The 18,027-nt window shown below is 64.5% G+C and carries 17 protein-coding genes; 11 read left to right on the forward strand and 6 right to left on the reverse strand.

What is annotated here, in order from left to right:
* Positions 1–11 precede the first annotated feature (11 nt).
* From QXK92_RS03205 to QXK92_RS03230, 6 genes are all read left to right on the forward strand, one after another.
* Entirely contained in the window at positions 12–590 is a 579-nt protein-coding gene (locus tag QXK92_RS03205) for an AAA family ATPase (RefSeq protein ID WP_306240222.1), read from the forward strand.
* Between the two features lie 576 nt (positions 591–1,166).
* Complete coding sequence (locus tag QXK92_RS03210) at positions 1,167–1,568, forward strand: hypothetical protein (RefSeq protein ID WP_306240223.1); 402 nt, start codon at positions 1,167–1,169, stop codon at positions 1,566–1,568.
* A gap of 311 nt (positions 1,569–1,879) precedes the next feature.
* Positions 1,880–2,089, forward strand: coding sequence for a hypothetical protein (locus QXK92_RS03215; RefSeq protein WP_306240224.1), 210 nt, complete (start codon positions 1,880–1,882; stop codon positions 2,087–2,089).
* Between the two features lie 850 nt (positions 2,090–2,939).
* Positions 2,940–4,457, forward strand: a complete 1,518-nt coding sequence (gene istA, locus QXK92_RS03220) for an IS21 family transposase (RefSeq protein ID WP_240258325.1) — start codon at positions 2,940–2,942, stop codon at positions 4,455–4,457.
* Positions 4,458–4,504: 47 nt separating this feature from the next.
* Positions 4,505–5,230, forward strand: coding sequence for an ATP-binding protein (locus QXK92_RS03225; RefSeq protein WP_240263800.1), 726 nt, complete (start codon positions 4,505–4,507; stop codon positions 5,228–5,230).
* A gap of 575 nt (positions 5,231–5,805) precedes the next feature.
* Positions 5,806–6,378 (forward strand): TetR/AcrR family transcriptional regulator, encoded by a 573-nt coding sequence (locus QXK92_RS03230; protein WP_306244161.1) that lies wholly within the window; start codon positions 5,806–5,808, stop codon positions 6,376–6,378.
* A gap of 213 nt (positions 6,379–6,591) precedes the next feature.
* Here the strand turns inward: QXK92_RS03230 and QXK92_RS03235 are convergent, their stop codons facing one another.
* Positions 6,592–6,837 (reverse strand): hypothetical protein, encoded by a 246-nt coding sequence (locus QXK92_RS03235; protein ID WP_306240225.1) that lies wholly within the window; start codon positions 6,835–6,837, stop codon positions 6,592–6,594.
* Positions 6,838–7,274: 437 nt separating this feature from the next.
* Here QXK92_RS03235 and QXK92_RS03240 point away from each other — a divergent pair, with 437 nt between their 5' ends.
* A complete protein-coding gene (locus QXK92_RS03240) occupies positions 7,275–8,366 on the forward strand; it encodes a DUF2804 family protein (RefSeq protein WP_306240227.1) in 1,092 nt (363 codons plus the stop codon).
* Positions 8,367–8,442: 76 nt separating this feature from the next.
* Here QXK92_RS03240 and QXK92_RS03245 read toward each other — a convergent pair whose 3' ends face one another.
* Positions 8,443–9,261, reverse strand: a complete 819-nt coding sequence (locus tag QXK92_RS03245; protein ID WP_306244162.1) for a PE domain-containing protein — start codon at positions 9,259–9,261, stop codon at positions 8,443–8,445.
* Between the two features lie 294 nt (positions 9,262–9,555).
* Entirely contained in the window at positions 9,556–10,380 is an 825-nt protein-coding gene (locus QXK92_RS03250; protein WP_306240228.1) for a hypothetical protein, read from the reverse strand.
* A gap of 75 nt (positions 10,381–10,455) precedes the next feature.
* On the opposite strand from QXK92_RS03250, the gene QXK92_RS03255 reads away from it, so the two are divergent.
* Entirely contained in the window at positions 10,456–11,700 is a 1,245-nt protein-coding gene (locus QXK92_RS03255) for an Ig-like domain-containing protein (RefSeq protein ID WP_306240230.1), read from the forward strand.
* Positions 11,701–11,751: 51 nt separating this feature from the next.
* Here the strand turns inward: QXK92_RS03255 and QXK92_RS03260 are convergent, their stop codons facing one another.
* Entirely contained in the window at positions 11,752–12,666 is a 915-nt protein-coding gene (locus QXK92_RS03260; protein WP_306240232.1) for an SDR family NAD(P)-dependent oxidoreductase, read from the reverse strand.
* A 223-nt stretch (positions 12,667–12,889) separates the two neighbouring features.
* Between QXK92_RS03260 and QXK92_RS03265 the strand changes: the two genes are divergently transcribed.
* Entirely contained in the window at positions 12,890–13,576 is a 687-nt protein-coding gene (locus tag QXK92_RS03265) for an NlpC/P60 family protein (RefSeq protein ID WP_306240233.1), read from the forward strand.
* Positions 13,577–13,607: 31 nt separating this feature from the next.
* On the opposite strand, the gene QXK92_RS03270 is transcribed toward QXK92_RS03265, so the two are convergent.
* Entirely contained in the window at positions 13,608–14,036 is a 429-nt protein-coding gene (locus QXK92_RS03270) for a cellulose-binding domain-containing protein (protein ID WP_306240234.1), read from the reverse strand.
* Positions 14,037–14,602: 566 nt separating this feature from the next.
* Between QXK92_RS03270 and QXK92_RS03275 the strand changes: the two genes are divergently transcribed.
* Positions 14,603–15,658, forward strand: coding sequence for a CdaR family transcriptional regulator (locus tag QXK92_RS03275; protein ID WP_306240235.1), 1,056 nt, complete (start codon positions 14,603–14,605; stop codon positions 15,656–15,658).
* Between the two features lie 85 nt (positions 15,659–15,743).
* Here QXK92_RS03275 and QXK92_RS34035 read toward each other — a convergent pair whose 3' ends face one another.
* On the reverse strand, positions 15,744–17,591 hold the full coding sequence (locus QXK92_RS34035; RefSeq protein ID WP_371934264.1) for a PE domain-containing protein: 1,848 nt from the start codon (positions 17,589–17,591) through the stop codon (positions 15,744–15,746).
* A 32-nt stretch (positions 17,592–17,623) separates the two neighbouring features.
* On the opposite strand from QXK92_RS34035, the gene QXK92_RS03305 reads away from it, so the two are divergent.
* On the forward strand, positions 17,624–17,815 hold the full coding sequence (locus QXK92_RS03305; protein ID WP_306240236.1) for a hypothetical protein: 192 nt from the start codon (positions 17,624–17,626) through the stop codon (positions 17,813–17,815).
* Positions 17,816–18,027 lie beyond the last annotated feature (212 nt).

Raw genomic sequence — 18,027 nt, forward strand, 5'->3', positions numbered from 1 at the left:
GCGGTGCACTGGTGAAGCGTCTGGACCTTGTCGTCGGCCCGAACGGCGCCGGGAAGTCGACATTCGTCGCTATCACGTTGGCGCCGTTGTTGCCTCGCAGCGTCTTTGTCAATGCCGACGAGATCGCCAAGCGGCGCTGGCCCGATGACCCCGCTACGCACGCCTACGATGCGGCACGGATCGCTGCCAATACCCGCGCCAAGTTGATCGAGGCCGGCAGATCGTTCATCGCCGAGACGGTGTTCTCCCATCCCTCGAAGCTCGACCTGATCCGCGCAGCCCACAGCGCGGGCTACGTCGTCGCCGTGCACGTGCTGCTGATCCCTGAAGACCTCGCCGTCGAACGAGTGCAGCGGCGCGTGCACCACGGCGGTCACGACGTCCCCGAAAGCAAGATTCGCGAACGGCACCGCCGACTATGGCCATTGGTGGCCGATGCGATCGCGATCGCCGATACCGCAACGATCTATGACAATGCACGCCGCGAGGGGCCTCGGATCGTTGCGCAACTGACTGCAGGCACAATCATCGGCGCGCTGATGTGGCCGCCCTGGACGTCAGCGGAACTGACCCGACGCTGGCCCTGCTAGGAACCCTCGCGAAGTTCCACTTTGCAGGTCCGCTACGGAGACCAAACGGCGCGTCGACGACCCAATACGGCGAAGCCGCTTACGTCGAGTTACCAGAAAATCCCGCCATATTCTTTAAAACATTGCGCTGCAATGTCTGCATTTTGTAAAGTACTTTCCTGCCGATAAATTGAGCAGTTCGTATTGCTCGATCATGAGCGGCTTTTCGCCGCCGTCGAATGGATGGAGTGCAAAGCGATTGAATTCATCAGATGAATAAGCCTGAGCGCTCTGGCGCCATAGTTCCCGATCTCGCTGCCAGATGACTGGTGTCCGGAGGCGGACCGGAGATGGTCATCGACTACCTGCACTGCCACGATGTGGCGGCAACGGACGACATCGTCGTCCGATGGGTTTGGACCGCGGCGAGTGCTGGTCGATTGCCGCTCATAACCGGTGGCCAGGGGCGGGATCGAACCCACCCGCATAGACCGAAGTTCGGCGCAAGAATTTCCCAAGATGACCGCAGTAGGCTCTCGTATGCAAGCTATGAGACAGCTGCTGATACAGATGTAACAACTGAGAAGAGGAGCGGAGATGCGCAGTAATAAAGTCATGAAGACCACGCGTGGCCGCAGGAGATTACTTGGCGGGTCGCTGATGTCGGCAGGCGTCGCCATCGCTGGACTCGTCCTCACCCCGGCAACCGCGCACGCCGACGGCAGCGCCAAAGGCCCGCTAACCTGGTGCCCCGGCCAGGACCCGGCCTCCGTCGGCTCTGGCTCCTACCGGCCGAACTGGGACTGGAACGTCTGCCACACCTATTGGTGGGTGTATGGCAGACCGGGAAATGTGTCCAACGGTGTCTGGGAAGGTGAGCTGCCGCCCCCAGACATCCCGTTGGCGAACCTGTCGCGCCCTGCATTCAACTGCGGGCTTTTCTACTGCCAGGATCCGGGCGGCCCCTACACGGTCGATCCGCGCAACCCGGCGCCGTAGTCCGTTTTTGCGAGTTCAAGGTCGGCAGCGTGGCCACGATGGCGGCAACGTACGCCCCGAAAGTGGCGGTGCACTGACCGCCACTTTCGGGGGCAGTCATTCCATCGTCAGGGCGAAAGCCGCGCGCATCGCGATCAGCGGAACAGCAACAGACTGAATCCGATTCGCATCGCCACGATGACCACCGCGTCGCGGCCCGTCACCGAGGTGACACGGCCCCGCACTATCAAACACGCACGAACCGCGCAGCGCTGACCGGTCCGAACTGACCAGTCGGAGCGATGCTACCGTTTGCACCGTAGGCTCACGTCGTGCACAGCGTGACCCTGGCTAGCACCGCGTCAACGGCGGCGTTGACGGTGGGGCTGGCGGCTTACGCTGGGTTGATCTTGGCCGCCATTGCGATGGCGATCTACGACGCACGGCGGCGCCGACGGAACCGGGCGATCGCCGCCGCAGTAATAGTCGGGGTGTTGACGCTGGGCGGGCTGGTTACCGCGATCGTCAGCAGTGTCGCGTAAACCGTCACAACGTGGTGGGCGTGCACTCCGACACTTGGCCACGGCCGGCAACTCCCGGAAGTAATACCTCGACGACTTCCCGCGCGATGCGACCTCGCGAGCGGCTCTAATGACCATCTTTACTTTCCCACGAAGCACGATTCATCCGTCGTTTGCGACATACTCCCCCTGCTACATTCCACCCGGCTCGCTGCTGAGCATCGCGAGAATATGGCGGAATCGGATATGGCGGATTACCCAGAGAAGCGGCAATGCTGCTTATGATGCAGTCGGACCCAGTTTTGCAGTTGCTGCCGCCGGATTATAAGGGCACCTACGCCCGTTACGCCCACGAGGGTGCGCGCCGAGCGGGCTCGGGCGCGCCAGCGGGTTCGACGCTCTATGCCCAACGTGCATCAGTGCACGGGGCAGCTCAGGATGCGACCTATTTAGCCATCAAGCGCGGGGTGCTACGAACGAAAACCAGGGAGACGTTACCGTCGCGCGCGAGCGGATTCTGGTCCCTTTAACCAGGGGTGTGTCTCTAGTTTTCCCAGCCCCATTGCCGAAGCCGCAAAGGGTGGGTTCAATCTGCTGAACGAAACCGGCGTCGATGCCTCACGAGTAGGGAGGCGCTGTGTTGGTGAGATAGGAGTGTCGGCGGACATGAAAAACTGCCCACTGGCGGACATGAAAGTGCCCGTTCGCGGCCAATAAGAACTGCCCACCGGCGGATACGAAAGTGCCCGCAGGCGGCCATGAATCTGCCCAGACCTACTTGATGTCGTTCGGCGCGTCTGCGCTGGGGCGGCCTCTCCTGCGGTTTCGATGTCGATGCCTAGTCGACCCGACAACCCCAGGAGAGACCTACTTGAAGTCTGACGGAGAACTCATGGAAATACTCAATGCCTACGACCTGACCGGGTCCTACCGCGCCGCGGCCGAGCTGTGTGGGTGCTCGCACCACACCGTGAAGAAAGCGGTCGAGGATCGCAACGCTGGGCTGCCCCCGGCCACGCGGCGGGCCCGGATGATCGATGATTGGCGCGACCTGCTGGAAACCTGGGTCGCTGATTCGAAGGGCAAGATCCGCGGCGACAAAGCCCACGACAAGCTGGTGGCGTTGGGCTACACCGGCACCGACCGCACCACCCGCCGTTCGTTGGCGGAGATCAAAGCGCAATGGCGCCTTGGCAATACACGCGTGCACCGGCCCTGGATCACCGAGCCAGGACTGTGGCTACAGTACGACTTCGCCGACGGCCCCCTTGTCGCCGGCCGCAAGATCGTGCTGCTCGTGGCGTGGCTGGCGTGGAGCCGCTACCGCGTCGTGGTGGCTTTGCGGGACCGCACCGCACCCAGTGTCTTCGCCGGCCTGGACCGCATCTTTCGCATCGTCGGTGGTGCTCCGACCTACCTGCTCACCGACAACGAGAAGACCGTCACCACTGGACACATCGCCGGAGTTCCGGTCCGCAACCGGGCCGCGGTCACCTTCGGCCGCTACTACGGCCTTTCGGTGCTGACGTGTGAACCCGCCGACCCAGCCACCAAGGGTGGGGTGGAGAACGCGGTGAAGCTCGCCAAAGCCGACATCGTGCCTACTGAGACCAACCTCCTGCCGCAGTACGACTCGTTCGCCGACGTCGAAGCCGCATGCGCCGGTTTCACCACCGAGATCAACGCCCGCGTGCACCGGATCACGGGACGCCGGCCGGCCGAGATGCTCATTCAGGAACGCCCGGCCCTGCACGCGGTTCCTGACCTGCCCCACACCGCCGCGTTGGGGGTGACCCGCCGGGTTCCCGACAACACCCCGATGGTCACCTTCGACCACTGCCAATACTCGCTGCCCGCAACTCTTCTGGGCCAGACAGTGTGGATCCGTGACCACGACGGCACCGATGAGGTGGTGATCTGCGCTCTTGATGGCGGCGGCCCGGTGGAGGTGGCGCGGCATCGCCGCGCCGCCCCCGGTAGTCCCGCCATCAACGATGACCACTTCCCTGAGCATCGGGACAAGGTGCCCGGTGATTACCGGGTGCGGGCCCGCACTGTCAGTGAGCAGACCTTCCTGGCGCTGGGGCCGGGTGCGGCGGTGTGGCTCAAAGAAGCCGCCGCCGTCGGCACCGAACGGATCCTGCAGAAGATGGCCCACGCGGTGGAACTGTCGGCGTTAACCGGCCGCGCCGATGTCGACTGGGCGCTCGGGCATGCTGGCGTGCACGGTCGCTTCGCCACCGGTGACCTTGATTCCATCCTCGCCAGCAAGGGCATGGACACCACTCGCCGCGGCGCCGACGAAGACACCTCCCTGGCGCAAGGAACCAGTGGGTGGAACTTATTCGGCCGCAACGTTATCGACGCTGACGAGGCAGGCATCGCGTGACTACCACCACGACCACCGCGTCGCTACCCGCCGACGTCGAAGCGCTGATGCGTGGGCTGCGGTTGCCGCACGCCCGCGCGATCGCCGCCGACGTGCTGGCCACTGCCCGAGCTCAACGCTGGGACCCCACCGAGGTGATCAAAGCGCTGCTGACCGAGGAGTCCGCCGGCCGGGCCCGGTCCATGCTGGCCGCCCGCCGCAAAGCCGCCGGCTTCCCGACCGGGAAGACATTCGACGTGTGGGACCCCAATGCGTCGTCGATCCCGTTACCGACCCAGCAGGCGCTACAGACCCTGGAGTGGGTGGGTCGTCGGGAGAACCTGGTGGTCTGCGGGCCCGCTGGCACCGGCAAGACGTTCTTCCTCGAAGCGTTGGGGCAGAAGGTCATCGAAGCCGGGATGCCGGTGGCGTGGTTCACCCTCGAGCAGATCGGGGTCCTGGTTCGGGCGCACCGCGCTGACGATTCGTTGGGCAAGGCCGTGGCCAAGATCGTGCGTGCCGAGCTCGTGGTGATTGACGACGTTGGACTGTTGCCCGTCGGTGCCGATGCCGCTGAAGGGCTCTACCGCATCGTCGAGGCCGCCTATGAACGGCGCTCGGTGGCGATCTCATCGAACCTGCACCCCAGTGGTTTCGATGAGCTGATGCCCAAGACGTTGGCGACTGCCACCGTGGACCGGCTGCTGCATCACGCGCACCTGTGCCAGACCAGCGGAGACTCCGTGCGGCTGGCCCAAGCCCTGCACGGGAAGGGAGTCAAACCCTTGAGCTGACAACGGCCTCAACCACCGGTGGCGGACACACCCTAATGGGCAGATTCGTGTCCGCCACTGGGCAGTTCTTATTGGCCACCTACGGGCAGTTCTCATGTCCGCCCACGGGCAGTTTCAGCTGTCCATTGACATAGGAGCTTTCTGCGATGGCCCTGTACGCATATCCCCCACTCCTTGTGGGTTCTGCGCTCTTTCTTCGGGCGCAGAGGATGACACTCGGATTGCTGATTCACGGGGCAGCGCATTGCACAACACCCGGTGCCCCTGAATTGCCCATGTTGGTGCAACTTCTCAATCGCCACGAGATTTCGGCATGCACTTCAGAGAGGTATAACCTGCAAAAACACGGGGCAGGCACGTGCTGGAATATCGCCAACATGGTCCGACTGGGCGATCTGACCGCACCTGAAACACTATCCGCAGCCATCAAGCAGACGGTTGACGGACGAAAAATTCCTGCGCGCCGACTTCCACGAACGCAATGGCGGGATTACCCAGCTAGCTAGAAAAGTTCAATCATCCCTGGTAGGACAGGCGCCCCCGACGGGCTCCGGCCCCGAGAAGGATCGAAGGAAATCGACAACAACACCGGAAGCCGGAGTGCGCAATTCGGTCGCGAGCGAATCCTGAGAGCCGCTGCGGCCTTCCTGGGTCAGCGACCGGGTGCGACCCAGGACGAGATCGCCGCTGCGATCGGCGTCAGTCGCGCGACCCTCTATCGCAATTTCGCAGGGCAGGCCGCGCTGATCGAGGCAATTCAACAACTCGCACTTGCCCAGGTGCGTGCGGCACTTGACAGCGCCCGTTTACAGGAAGGGCCGGCCACGCAGGCACTGCTGCGTCTGGTGACGGCCTGCGAACCGGTATCGAGATATCTCACGTTCCTCTACACCTACAGCCAGGAATTCGAGAACGAGGAGTTGGCGCAGGGCTGGGCCGAAATCGACGCGGAAATGCAGGGATTCTTCCTGCGCGGCCAGCGAGCCGGCGATTTCTGGCCCGACCTGACGTCGGCCTGGCTGACCGTAGCCTTCTACAACCTAATCGCAGGAGCTGGTTGGTCCATCCGGGCCGGACGGGCCGCGCCGCGCGATTTCACCACTATGGTCACCGATCTCCTGCTGGACGGGGTTTCCAGGCGCTGGTGACCGACAGTCACGTTGATGCCAACCTGCAGCTGATCATCGGGAAGCAGGTGGCTGACGCCGATCTGATCGGGCGGTCCACGGTCGCGGCCGAGATCGCGGCACAGACACACATCTACTTGGCTGACGGCATGGGCAGATCGTGCCAGCTGCACGACTTCCTGTCCGACTCCGTGCGGACTACCGCGTTGCAGGTGAAACCAGACCCAGGCGCTGTTAGTGCAGCGTCAAGATCGCGGCCGCGGCGAGGCAGATGAGGGCCACTAGGGATATCAAAATTAAAGTGATCGCCGCGCGCACGATCTCTTCTTCGGTGGGTCGCCACCGCGGCTGCAATTCGGCAAGAACGCCGTCCCCTCGACGGCCGAGTGCGTTGATGCTCGCAACCGCCGAGGCGAAATCGTCGTGCTCGTAGGCCTCGTTGTTCTTGATTGGCCGGTGCGTGCCGATTGCGGTTGTCATGTCACTGCCCCCCAAGGCTTGCGGACGCCGATAGGCGTAACGTGGGTTTCAGATTTGGCGTTCTTGTATGTCCAAAGATATGAGCGCGAAATTGCGATTGCGGTAACGATCCCTAACGGTCACAGCACAGAGTCGTGGTTTGCGCCCACCATGCTTAGCTAGCGCCACCCCTACCGCCGCGCCACGCCGAAAAGAGCGTCTCGGGTCTGTAACTTCACTGCCACCGCACCTGATTGCAAGCCCGAGAGCCCCGACGCGAGGACTCGCATGGAGCGTCGGCCACCGCCTGCACCATCGAGGGATCAATCGGAGCCGGGCCGGCGTCGCCAGTGGACCGATAGACAGGGCCGCTCCCCTCGCCGGTCCGTGATGGGTTCGCGGACGGTTACGTCTCTCTACCAGCGCCATAGCTGCTGCCTCTTCGCTACGCTGCGGCGGTGGACACCGAGACCCCGCCGACCGGCCCGTCAGAAATCGTGCGCACCCACGAGACGCCACCTGCCCAGCTGGTGCGCGATGGTCGCTACCGGTTTGGCACCTACAACGGTCCGATCGCGCGGATCAACCCACTCGACGTTGTCACGGCCACCGGAGCTCGTGGTCGCCTGCAGCGCGCAGTGCGCAACGCCCGACTCAAGGAGTGGGAGGCGTTCCAGCTCGGTGACGACGCAATATTCGTGCTCGGCGCCGTCTACGACACGAAGTCGATCTCGCTGCTGCAAGTGCTGGTTGTGGACAAGCAGGCGGCCACGATCCGGCGGTGGGAGCAGAAGTTGCCGACCTCGATGGTGCACGTCGCCCGCGGCCTCGACCACACCCGGTCCCACGGTCAGGTTGGACGTTTTTCGCTGCAAGTGGCCAACGAGATGGACTCGGGCCTGGTCGCAGTGGACGCCAGCCATCCCGGGCGCGGTGCGCTACCGCCACTGGAGTTGCACGGCGCCGGGCGATGCGGCCCCGGCGAGGCCGGACACCTGGTGATCTGTCACCCCTTCGCCGAAGATCGTGCGCTGTACTCGCACAAGGCGATGATGCCGTTCACCGGCACGCTCCGTATCGGAGCCGAGCTCACCGTGTTCGACGCCGACCGTTCGTTCATGATTCTCGACGATCACCACGGGGACTACCCCTCCCCTATGCGGTACGACTGGGTGACCGCAGCGCGCCGCAGCGATGCGGGCCGGGTCGAGGGCTTCAACCTGACCGACAACCAGGTGCGGGACCCGCAGCGTTACAACGAGAATGCCGTCTGGCTTGGCGACCGCGTCCACCGCCTGCCCGCCGTTCACGTGGAACGGCCCGACGGGCCCTGGGGTACCTGGATCGTGCGCGATGCCGACGGGTCGGGTCAGGTCGATGTGCGCTTCACGCCGACCGTCCGTTCCGAGCTGCATGCCGGTCCGCGCCGATCGCTCGCCGAGTACTACGGCCCCTTCGGCTGGTATGAAGGCCGCATCCACACCGAAGAGGTCGACCTTTCGGTCGATGGCATGTTCGGCATGGGCGAACAGAAGTTCATCCGCGTCTGACAGCGGGCCGCGGCAGCCGGCGGTTTGGCAGTCATCCGGCCTGGGCGGGCAGCGGCAGGCGAGAGGCTCCTAAGGGTCAGGCGTACTGGTTGGTCGGTGTGATCGGTCCCCAAACGCCGGAAGAGACCAGCTGTCCCGCGAGTTGCTGGTACTGCTGGGCCGGTATGAACTGGTCGCGCGTCAGCACGTAGCCGCTGAACCCGGTGGGATCGCTGACCAGGACCCAGCTGTAGTCGGGGGCGCGCGCGACGATGATGTAGTTGCCCGTCGGGCCGCTCAGGCTGAACGGCAGTTTGAAGGGTAGGAAGCTGACGTCCAGCGCGGTGTTGGTGGCGTTGAGGGGCACCGCGGACCCGATGATCGAGGACAGCGGGCCGTTGTTGAAGAAGTAGTTTCCTGAATTCTGCACGCGGATCGTGCCGTCAGGGTTGAGGCTGTACATCGCTTTGGTGTTCACCAGGCCGAGCGAGAAGAACTGCTTGACGCTGCCCTGCTCGTAGTAGGTGCCGGCGAACTGGGCGGGATCGACGGGCACCGACGAGGGCACCGGCCGCGGCCCGAAAATCGGCGGGAGGTTCAGCGCGGCGGTGGTCGCCTGCAATTGTCTGACGATCGCGGTCTCGGCGGCCGCGTACTGCTGGCTGGCGTTGTTCAGCGCCTGCACGAACAGGTCCTGGAACGAGGCAGCCTGCGCGCCGAGCGCTGCGAAGGCCCGTCCGTGGCCGGAGAAGAACTCGGCGATTGCGGCAGACACTTCGTCCGCGGCCGCGGACGCCACCGAGGTGGTCGCCGGTGCCAGCGCTGTGTACGCCCGGTCGAGCGCCGCGCCAACACCCGCGATGTCCTGCGCCGCGGCCGTCACCCCCTCGGGCACAACATTCACAAACGCGTTCACCTCAGACAACGGCTTCTCCCCTACTGTCGATGAACCCGGTGTGACCGCCTCAGGTTAGTGGAGGCCGCCGGGGACTGTTCGCGGTTCTGGAGGGAGCAGTCCTGTGACGCGCAGTGCAGAAAACCCTTGAACGGGGCTTTGCACCGCAACGCCAGCCCAGGCAGCGCCCACCTGTCGACGACCCGGGATAGCCCGTGCCGCAAACAGGACACGTGCATCAGGGGATCTCAGTTCAATCCAGCCACTGAAAAATTGCGGGGCGCATGCCCGCTTGCGTCGTGTGGTGGCTGCTTGCTACGCCCGTGCCAGCTGAGCCCTCACCTCTTTGAGCTCCTGCGCAGCATCGCGTCCGGCCCGCCGCGCCTTTTCGTAGTCGCTCTCAGCTTTGGTCAACGCACGCTCTGCCTTGCTCAGAGCTGCTGCTGCTTCATCACGGCGCGTCCGGGCCGCGTCACGTTCGGCTCGCCGGTCGGAAAGCAGGCTCTCGGTGTGCGCAACAGCTTTCTCGGCAGAGGCGACCGCCGCCGTCAACCTTGCTCGCTCCCGCCGGGCGGCTTCGGCTTCCTTCTCGCGCCGAGGCGCCTTCGACGACCGCGATGGTTTGGCCGCCGGTGCGGTCTTCTTGGGTCCGGTAGTCGCTGACACTGCCACACTGTCGCCGAAGTCGCCGAAGCCCGACCAGCGTTCGGCTTTGGTCAGTTGACCGAGGCGCCCCCTGACTTCGGGGTCGGCGATCGCCGCTTGCAGCGTGCCAGCGATGTCGTCGCGCACCGTCGACGACGGATTCTCCACCTCGGCCGCATTCAAGGCGGCCTCCGTGAGTTCGTTGATCAACTGATGTTGCCGGGCGGACAACTCACGGACTAGCACGGCATCCATCGCGGCGTGCGCCTTGCGCAGGCTGTCACCAAGCTCGGCCAACCGAGTCCGTGCTTCCCCGTGCCCGATCACCAACCGGTTGACAATCCATGCCACCGTGGTGGGTTTTCGGGCTGCTGAGATTCGTTGAGCCGCATCGGCATCGCCTCGCCTTTTGGCGGCCGCGGACAATTTCGTCCGCTCACCGGTGAACTGATTCGGAGGGACCCGGTACAAGGCATCGAGCTCGTCGTCGGCCATAGTTCCATGATCTCTCGCGTCCGGGCAGCTACCCAACGGTTTGAAGCCCCTCCCCGTTGGCTACCTCATTCGGCAATGAAAGCCAACACGTTTCATGCACCGCGGCGCCGGCTCTTACTCCCCCTGCTCATCGTGCTCGGAGTGCTGGGCGCTGCGGTGCCGGCGTGCTCTGGGCACCAATCCGTGGGCGGCGCGCCGGCTTCGACGGGTCCTGCGCGGGTGACGATCACGCCAAGTCCTGATGCACAAGACGTCCAACTAACGTCGCCGGTGCAGGTGAAAGCCGACGCGGGAACGCTCGTCGAGGTACGCATGGTCAACGACGGCGGCAAGCCGATCGACGGGGTCATGACACCGGACAGCACCGTGTGGAAACCGACTGGTCCGCTGGGCTACGCACACACTTATACCCTCACCGTCACCAGTCGTGGGACCAATGGCGCTGAAAGCTCGCAAGTTTCGTCCTTCTCGACGGTGCGGCCGTCCAACCAGACCAAGGTGTCGTTCACCATGACGTCAGAAGCTGCGTTGCGGGAAGGCGGCACGTACGGGGTTGGGACGGTGGTCGTCGCGCACTTCGACGAACAGATCTCTGATCGGCCCGCCGGCGAGCGCCAACTGGTTGTGACCACTAATCCCCCGGTGCCGGGTTCCTGGTTTTGGGTCGACTCCCAGCACGCCCATTGGCGCCCGGAGCACTACTACGCACCAGGCACCACGGTGACCGCCGAAGCGAAGATTTACGGTATTGCGCTGGGCGGTGGCATGTTCGGGCAGGAGGACAGCCGGGTGTCAATTCGCATCGGCGATGCGCACGTGTCTGTCGCCGACGATGCGACCAAGCTGGTCAGCGTATTCGACAACGGCAAACTAGTTCGGAGCATGCCCACCTCCATGGGTATGGGTGGCACCGAGACAATCGGCGGGCGGACCTTGTCGTTCTGGACTCCGCCGGGTGTCTACACCGTGCTCGACAAAGGAAACCCGGTCGTGATGGATTCGTCGACCTTCGGGCTGCCGAAGAATTCCCGGCTCGGCTACCGCGAGACAATCAACTACGCCACGAGGATCAGTATTGACGGTATCTATCTGCACCAGCTCGATTCGACCATATGGGCTCAGGGTCATACCGACACCTCGCACGGGTGCCTGAATCTCAACGGCGACAACGCCAAATGGTTTTACGGCTTCTCCGTGCCCGGCGACGTCGTCGAGGTGCACAATACCGGTGGGCCGCCGCTGAAGATTGAGCAGAACGGCGACTGGACGCTCAGCTGGGACGAGTGGCGCAAAGGTAGCGCGCTACCGCGCTCGTCCTAGCCCGGTTCGGCTTGGTCGTGGGTCAAGCGCAACATACAAGTCAGACCTGCCTCACCGACCGATGGAACGGGCCGCTTCTCGGTCGTCGTTCCACCCGATCGGTGAAGCCAGTGCTGCTGCTTTCTGAATCGAACTGTCGCGGAATCCGATTCGTTCGATGACTCTGCGGAAGACGCCCGGCGCGTTCGCCGTGATCAGCAGACTCTTGGGCACGACGATCTTCGCCGAGCGACGCTCGATCCCGTCCGCAATTCCCATGACGACCTCTTGAAGCGGCACCATCTTCCAGACCCCCTTGACGTTGCCGCCCCAAAGTTCCTCGCCGGCAGGGTCTTTGTGCACGTGGTCCATCAGAGGGGTCTTGAAGAAGGTCGGGTGTGCGCTGCCCACGCCGACTCCGAGGCTGCGCAGTTCGAGCCTGATGCTGTCGCACATGGCCCAGACTCCGGCCTTGCTGGCCGTGTAGGAGCCCTGCAGCGGAGAATGGACGAATGCTGCCATCGAGGAAATGGCCAGCAGATAGCCGTGCCGCTTCTGCACGTGCGGCAGCGCCGCCTTGAAGGTTCGCCACACTCCGGTGAGGTTGATGTCGATGACTCTTTCGAATGATGCAGGCTCGAGTGTCGCCATCGGCGCCACCGTGTCGATCCCAGCGTTGGCGACGACGATGTCGATCCGTCCGAAGTGGGGCGCTGCGGCGTCAATCGCCGTCTGCAATGAGGACAGGTCGCGGACATCGGCGACAAACCCCGCAACACCGTGCTCGGGCGGGTGGCCCGCGCTGAACACCTTCTTCCCACGCCGCTGGCGGACAATGCCATTGATGTCGCTGCCGCGCTGGAGTTGGACAACTGGCTCCGCTGAGCAGGAGCCGTTTCTCCTTCGGCGCTTTCTCGACGGCTGGTCAGTCTTCCGCCGGATCAGCAGCGTTGGCTGAGGACGTTGCCGCCTCCCCTGCTGCGACATAGTGCGAAGAGTTCCACGGTGCGTTCGCTGCGCCTAGCATTTGGCTTGCTGGGTAAACGCTGGACGAGCAGAGGGTCTGTTGACGCATCGCGGAACGTTTCTGTTTGCAGTACGGGCTCTGCTTTGCCTCGCGCTGTCAGCGTCAGGCCTCGGCCTACCCGTCGGGATCGCCAGGGGCGGTAACGGAGAGTGGTCCTACCCGTTCTCCTGCTCATGGTCTTCGTTGACGGCTGACTTCGCAGGGCGCGACCAGCTGCCGGAGTCTGGCGAGCCTGCCACCGAGTGGTACCGGACCGATACCGAGGGCCACTATGTCAATCACGGGTGGGGGCCGGCGGCCGACACCTTGCCGACGCCGGCCACGCCGCAGGGGGCGCAGTGCAATCCCAGAACGTGGAAGCAGGAGCGCATCGTCGCGGTAGCTATGCGCTACGTCAACGCACCGGGTAACCCGCTGGGGCTTCAGTACCGGCACCATCACATTCCGGGCTGGGATCCGCCGGCCTCGACGTATGCCGGTGCCCCAGAAGACAATCCCGACGTCGACAACCCCGGTGGGCCGACTGCCTGGAGTCCGGGACGAGGGTTGGACTGCTCGAATTTCACCGCCTGGGTCTACAACTACGGTCTGGGAATCAAATTCGGGGGTGACGTCCACCGGCAGGCGGATGGCACGGCCGGTCCCATGGGCGTTCGCGTGGCCAAAGAAGGTTCGTTTGAACCCGGTGACCTGATTTATCTGCACCCCAACGGCGATGCCGGCCGGGCGTCGCACGTGGTGATTTACCTCGACGACGGGCACATCCTCGACAGCCGCATGAACGCCCAGAACCGGATCGGGGTTCAGATTCGCGATCGAGTGGGCTGGTACCGGGAGGCTGTCGTCGGCGCGTGGCGGCCGATCGGCTGACGCCTCCGCGGGCTCGCCAAGCCAGTGGGTCTTAGCTGCAGGGAACCTGCCCGTTGAGGACGCAGTTTGACGGAGCCGTATAGGTACCGCTCAGCACGCCTCTCATGCCGCCGGTGGCCGAACCCCCGGGTGCAATCATGCGATTCCAATTCGCGGGCGTGATGACCCAGTGGGTGCCGGCCTGTGCCGCGGAGCTGTTCCACGTGTGGATGACGGACTGTCCCGCCGGCATGTCGAACTCAAGCCTCCAGTCCGACAGCGGCGCCATGGTCAAGTTGGTGATGGTGAAGCTGGCGATGAAACCGGTCTGCCAGGTCGATGTCACCCTCAGCGTCGCCGCAGCCGCTGCCGCATGAGCTGTGGGTGCAACGAAAGGTCCGGAGATGGCAACCAGCAATGCCGACACGGCTACGTGAAGCGCTGTGCGCCAGCGTTTCACGTCAGTATGCAGTCCGGCCATACCTGCCAACAGTAGAGCCAGACAACGACACCGGAGCCCCGCCGCGCGAGCAAGCTGCAGTAACTTTGCGCAACTGCAACCGTCGTGAAACCTCCGCACTGGGGGGACTCGTTGGGTTCATCGGCGGCCGTGAACTCACTACGCGCCAGCGCCGCGCACTGCTGGAAGCGCGCCCCGACGTCGAATCGTGGGCAACCTTTCTCGCCCACGGGCAGATTCGTCGCGCGCCGACTGGCACCTAAGCGCTTACCGGGGCCAACGCGCCAATGTGGCGGAGCCAGCGTGGCAGATTGCACAGTTGAGCGCCATCTTTTTGGGTGTTGTGCACAATTTTTCGAGCTCTCGTCATCCATACACTCTGGGGCGTGATCTGGGGTCAACCGTCTACGCGGGTGCAAGACCTGATCCGCGCCGGCCTGCAGCTGGCCTGCGAATCGGGCGACGAGTGGATTGCTGACATCGCACACGCCACGATGAGGTCCCTGCCGCAAGTCGCTGCAGATCCGGATCTGGTGGCGGCGGTGTCACGGGCGCACCGTGCGAACCTGTGTTGCTGGGGATCCGCCATGATGCACTCCCCCACTGCTCCGGACGCGCCCCCGCTGGACACCCCGGAAAATCTCGACCTGGCCCGCATGCTGACGCGCCGCGGACTGGACGCCTGGACCCGTGACATATTCCGCATCGCCCAGAACGTGGCGTGGCGCCGCTGGACGGATATCGCGTTCGGCCTAGGCGCCGACCCCCAGGAGTTGCGCGAGGTACTCAACCTGCCCATGCCCCGGCTGAGCGAGTTCCTTGATGCGGCATGTCGATACGTGGGCGCCCATGCTCAGGCCGAGTCACACCACGCGGGCATTGAGCACCAAAAGAACCTTGAGCGTCGCGCGCTGATCGAGTCCCTGCTCTATGGCACCGATACCGACCCCGCCGCCGTGGCGGATCGGTTGGGCTACCGCTTGGACCTGCCGCACACCGCAGCCGTCATCTGGTCTGATCGAGGCGACGACGATGCGGCCGCGCTGGAACACGCCGCCAGAGAGTTGATCGAAGCCTGCGCCGGCCAGTCGCTTTCAGTGATTTCCGGTGCCCAAACTTACTGGGTGTGGGCACATCAGGTGGAATGTGTTGATCCTGGTCAGATCGAGGCGGCGATCGCGCCGCAGGTGCACATCGCGATCGGCGGCCCCGCCTGCGGAATTACAGGCTTCGCCCGCAGCCACCGCGACGCTTTGACCGCCCAGCGCATTATGGCCCAGTCGAGGTGCCCTGAGCGCGTCCTACACAGTTCCACGCAACTGCAACTCATCGGGTTGGTGACGGAAAATCTCGCAGAAGCAACTGATTTCATTGAGAGGACACTGGGGGACTTCGCTAACGCATCCCCGTCCATGCACGCCTCAGTGCTGGCCTATATCGAAGCCGGTTGCAACCTCACGCACGCGGCGAAAATCTTGTTCACCCACCGCAACACCATGTTGCATCGGCTGGACACGGCGCAGCGTCTGCTGCCACGGCCTCTCAAGGAGAACCTGATCAACGTCGCGGTGGCACTGGCCACTCTGCGGTGGATGCCGGTGCGCGACGCGATAGCCAAGCCGACTGTCCCACAACAACCTTGAACTTTGCAGACGAGCCGGAATCCGTTGTGGTGCTGGGTGATTAATTTCGACTCACCTGCGTGAGGGAGGGTTCGGCTATTGACGCTTACCCGCTGAGTACCGACACGGTACCGGCAGATCTGTTAGAGACGTAAACCTTACCTGTGAGGGGATCGACCGCAACGCCGACCGGACCATCGCCTACGGCGATGGTGGCAGTGACGGTGTTGGTGTTGGCGTTGATCACCGACACCGTGTCGCTGCCTGTGTTCGCGACAAACACATAGTCGCTGGCAGGGTTGACCGCCACCCCTTGCGGTACGGAGCCGACGGCGATGGGTGAGCCGGTGACGGTGTTGGTCACCGGATCGATCACCGACACCGTGCCACTGTTGAGGTTGGTGACGTAGACGTTGCCGCCGGGGTTGACCGCCACCCCCCACGGGGAGGCGCCGACGGCGATGGGTGATCCGGTGAGGGTGTTGGTCACCGGATTGATCACCGCCACCGTGCCACTGATGTTGTGGTTGGTGAGGTAGACGTTGCCGCCGGGGTTGACCGCCACCCCGGTCGGGCGGGAGCCGACGGCGATCGGTGATCCGATGACAGTGTTGGTCACCGGATCGATCACCGACACCGTGCCACTGAAGCTGTTGGCGACGTAGACGTTGCCGCCGGGGCTGACCGCCACCCCGCCCGGGACGGCGCCGACGGCGATCGGTGATCCGATGACGGTGTTGGTCACCGGATTGATCACTGACACCGTGTTACTGCCGTAGTTGGTGACGTAGATGTTGCCGCCGGGGTTGACCGCCACCCCGACCGGGCCGGAGCCGACGGCGATCGGTGATCCGGTGACGGTGTTGGTCACAGGATCGATCACTGACACCGTGTTACTGCCGTAGTTGGTGACGTAGACGTTGCCGCCGGGGTTGACCGCCACCCCCCATGGGCTGGCGCCAAGGCCAGTGATGGTGGCCACGCTGCCGGGTGCCCCGCCGGTGCCGCCGACTCCGCCTGCCCCACCGGAGATACCGGTAGCCAGGCTGCCAGCCCCGCCGGCACCGCCGGTGCCGCTGGCAAAACCCGCAAGAGCTGCGCCGCCGAGGCCGCCCTGGCCGCCCTGACCGCCGGTGCCCCCGATGCCGGCAGGACCCGCCGCGCCCACAGACCCGAACAACCCGCCGGCCCCGCCGGCCCCACCAAGGCCGCCCTGACCACCGCTGCCGCCGAGCTGGCCGGCACCGCCGGCCACCCCAAAAGTGGTGCTATTGGTCCCGGTGGCGCCGACCCCGCCCGTGCCGCCGTTACCGCCCCAACCACCTGCGCCGCCATCGCCCAATAGCAGGCCACCGCGGCCACCAGCGCCACCGGCGCCACCGGCACCACCAGTGCCACCACCGGCGGCGCCCACCACCCCGGAGGCGCCGTTGCCGCCGGCTCCGCCGTGACCGAACAACCCCGCAGACCCACCAGCACCCCCGGCCAGCCCCGAACCCGCCGGCGCGGAATACCCGGCGCCGCCGTTGCCATACAGCAATCCCCCGTCACGGCCGTTGGGGTCTGCGGCCGTCCCGTTGGCGCCATCACCGATCAGCGGACGCCCCAACAACATCGTGGTGGGGGTGTTGATCGCATCCAGAACGCTGTGCCCCCACCCTTGCAGCGGAAAGACGCTGGCAGCCTCCGCGGCGACGTAGGCGCCGCTGGCACCAGCGAGTGCGTGCACAAACTGCTCCTGAAACGCCGCCGCGTGCGCGCTCAGCACCTGATAACCCAGCCCATGAGTAGAAAACAGGGCCGCGACCGCCGCGGACACCTCATCCTGGGCCGCGGCCAGCAGGCCCGTCGTGGGCCCGATGGCCGCGGCATTGGCCGCGCCCACTGCCGCACCCACACCCGCCACATCGGACGCGGCCGCACTCAACCACTGCGGGATCACCACCACCGACATGAAATCCTCCGTTCACCGCGCCCAGTGCAGCTATGCCCCGCTCTGATGGAGACGAAAGAACCACCCGCAGAGCCAAGCCCGACAACCCCATCGGTGAGCCCGACACAGAAGAATTTCTCGGCCTGACGGCGCTGCGCCGTCGAGGCAGTCATCCCGACCTGCCACCAGTACCGCACATCGACGCACTCACCGCAGCCAGCCATCCGCCCGAAGACCCGGGCTGAACGGCATCCGGTAACCGGTGCACACAACACCCACTTCCGCGCAATCGTGCTGGCTCACCGCGGATTCTGGGCGGCCCCACCGCTACCGAACAAGACCGTTCTGCACAACAACAACATCAACGGCCGTGCATTCTGCACACCACCAACGCAGTCGCCCCGTGACTGCATCGGGTCGGCGGATGGACGGGAGAGCGTAGCGATCGAATCGTTCA

Origin of the sequence: Mycobacterium sp. TY815, from assembly GCF_030755135.1 — a bacterium.
Classification (GTDB): domain Bacteria; phylum Actinomycetota; class Actinomycetes; order Mycobacteriales; family Mycobacteriaceae; genus Mycobacterium.

Bases quoted from the DNA above. Each gene is read 5' to 3' on its own strand.
- QXK92_RS03210 (WP_306240223.1), top strand. From the start codon at position 1,167: ATGCGCAGTAATAAAGTCATGAAGACCACGCGTGGCCGCAGGAGATTA.
- QXK92_RS03225 (WP_240263800.1), top strand. From the start codon at position 4,505: ATGCGTGGGCTGCGGTTGCCGCACGCCCGCGCGATCGCCGCCGACGTG.
- QXK92_RS03235 (WP_306240225.1), bottom strand. From the start codon at position 6,837: ATGACAACCGCAATCGGCACGCACCGGCCAATCAAGAACAACGAGGCC.
- QXK92_RS03250 (WP_306240228.1), bottom strand. From the start codon at position 10,380: ATGGCCGACGACGAGCTCGATGCCTTGTACCGGGTCCCTCCGAATCAG.
- QXK92_RS03255 (WP_306240230.1), top strand. From the start codon at position 10,456: ATGAAAGCCAACACGTTTCATGCACCGCGGCGCCGGCTCTTACTCCCC.
- QXK92_RS03260 (WP_306240232.1), bottom strand. From the start codon at position 12,666: ATGTCGCAGCAGGGGAGGCGGCAACGTCCTCAGCCAACGCTGCTGATC.
- QXK92_RS03270 (WP_306240234.1), bottom strand. From the start codon at position 14,036: ATGGCCGGACTGCATACTGACGTGAAACGCTGGCGCACAGCGCTTCAC.
- QXK92_RS03275 (WP_306240235.1), top strand. From the start codon at position 14,603: ATGATGCACTCCCCCACTGCTCCGGACGCGCCCCCGCTGGACACCCCG.
- QXK92_RS34035 (WP_371934264.1), bottom strand. From the start codon at position 17,591: ATGTCGGTGGTGGTGATCCCGCAGTGGTTGAGTGCGGCCGCGTCCGAT.
- QXK92_RS03305 (WP_306240236.1), top strand. From the start codon at position 17,624: ATGCCCCGCTCTGATGGAGACGAAAGAACCACCCGCAGAGCCAAGCCC.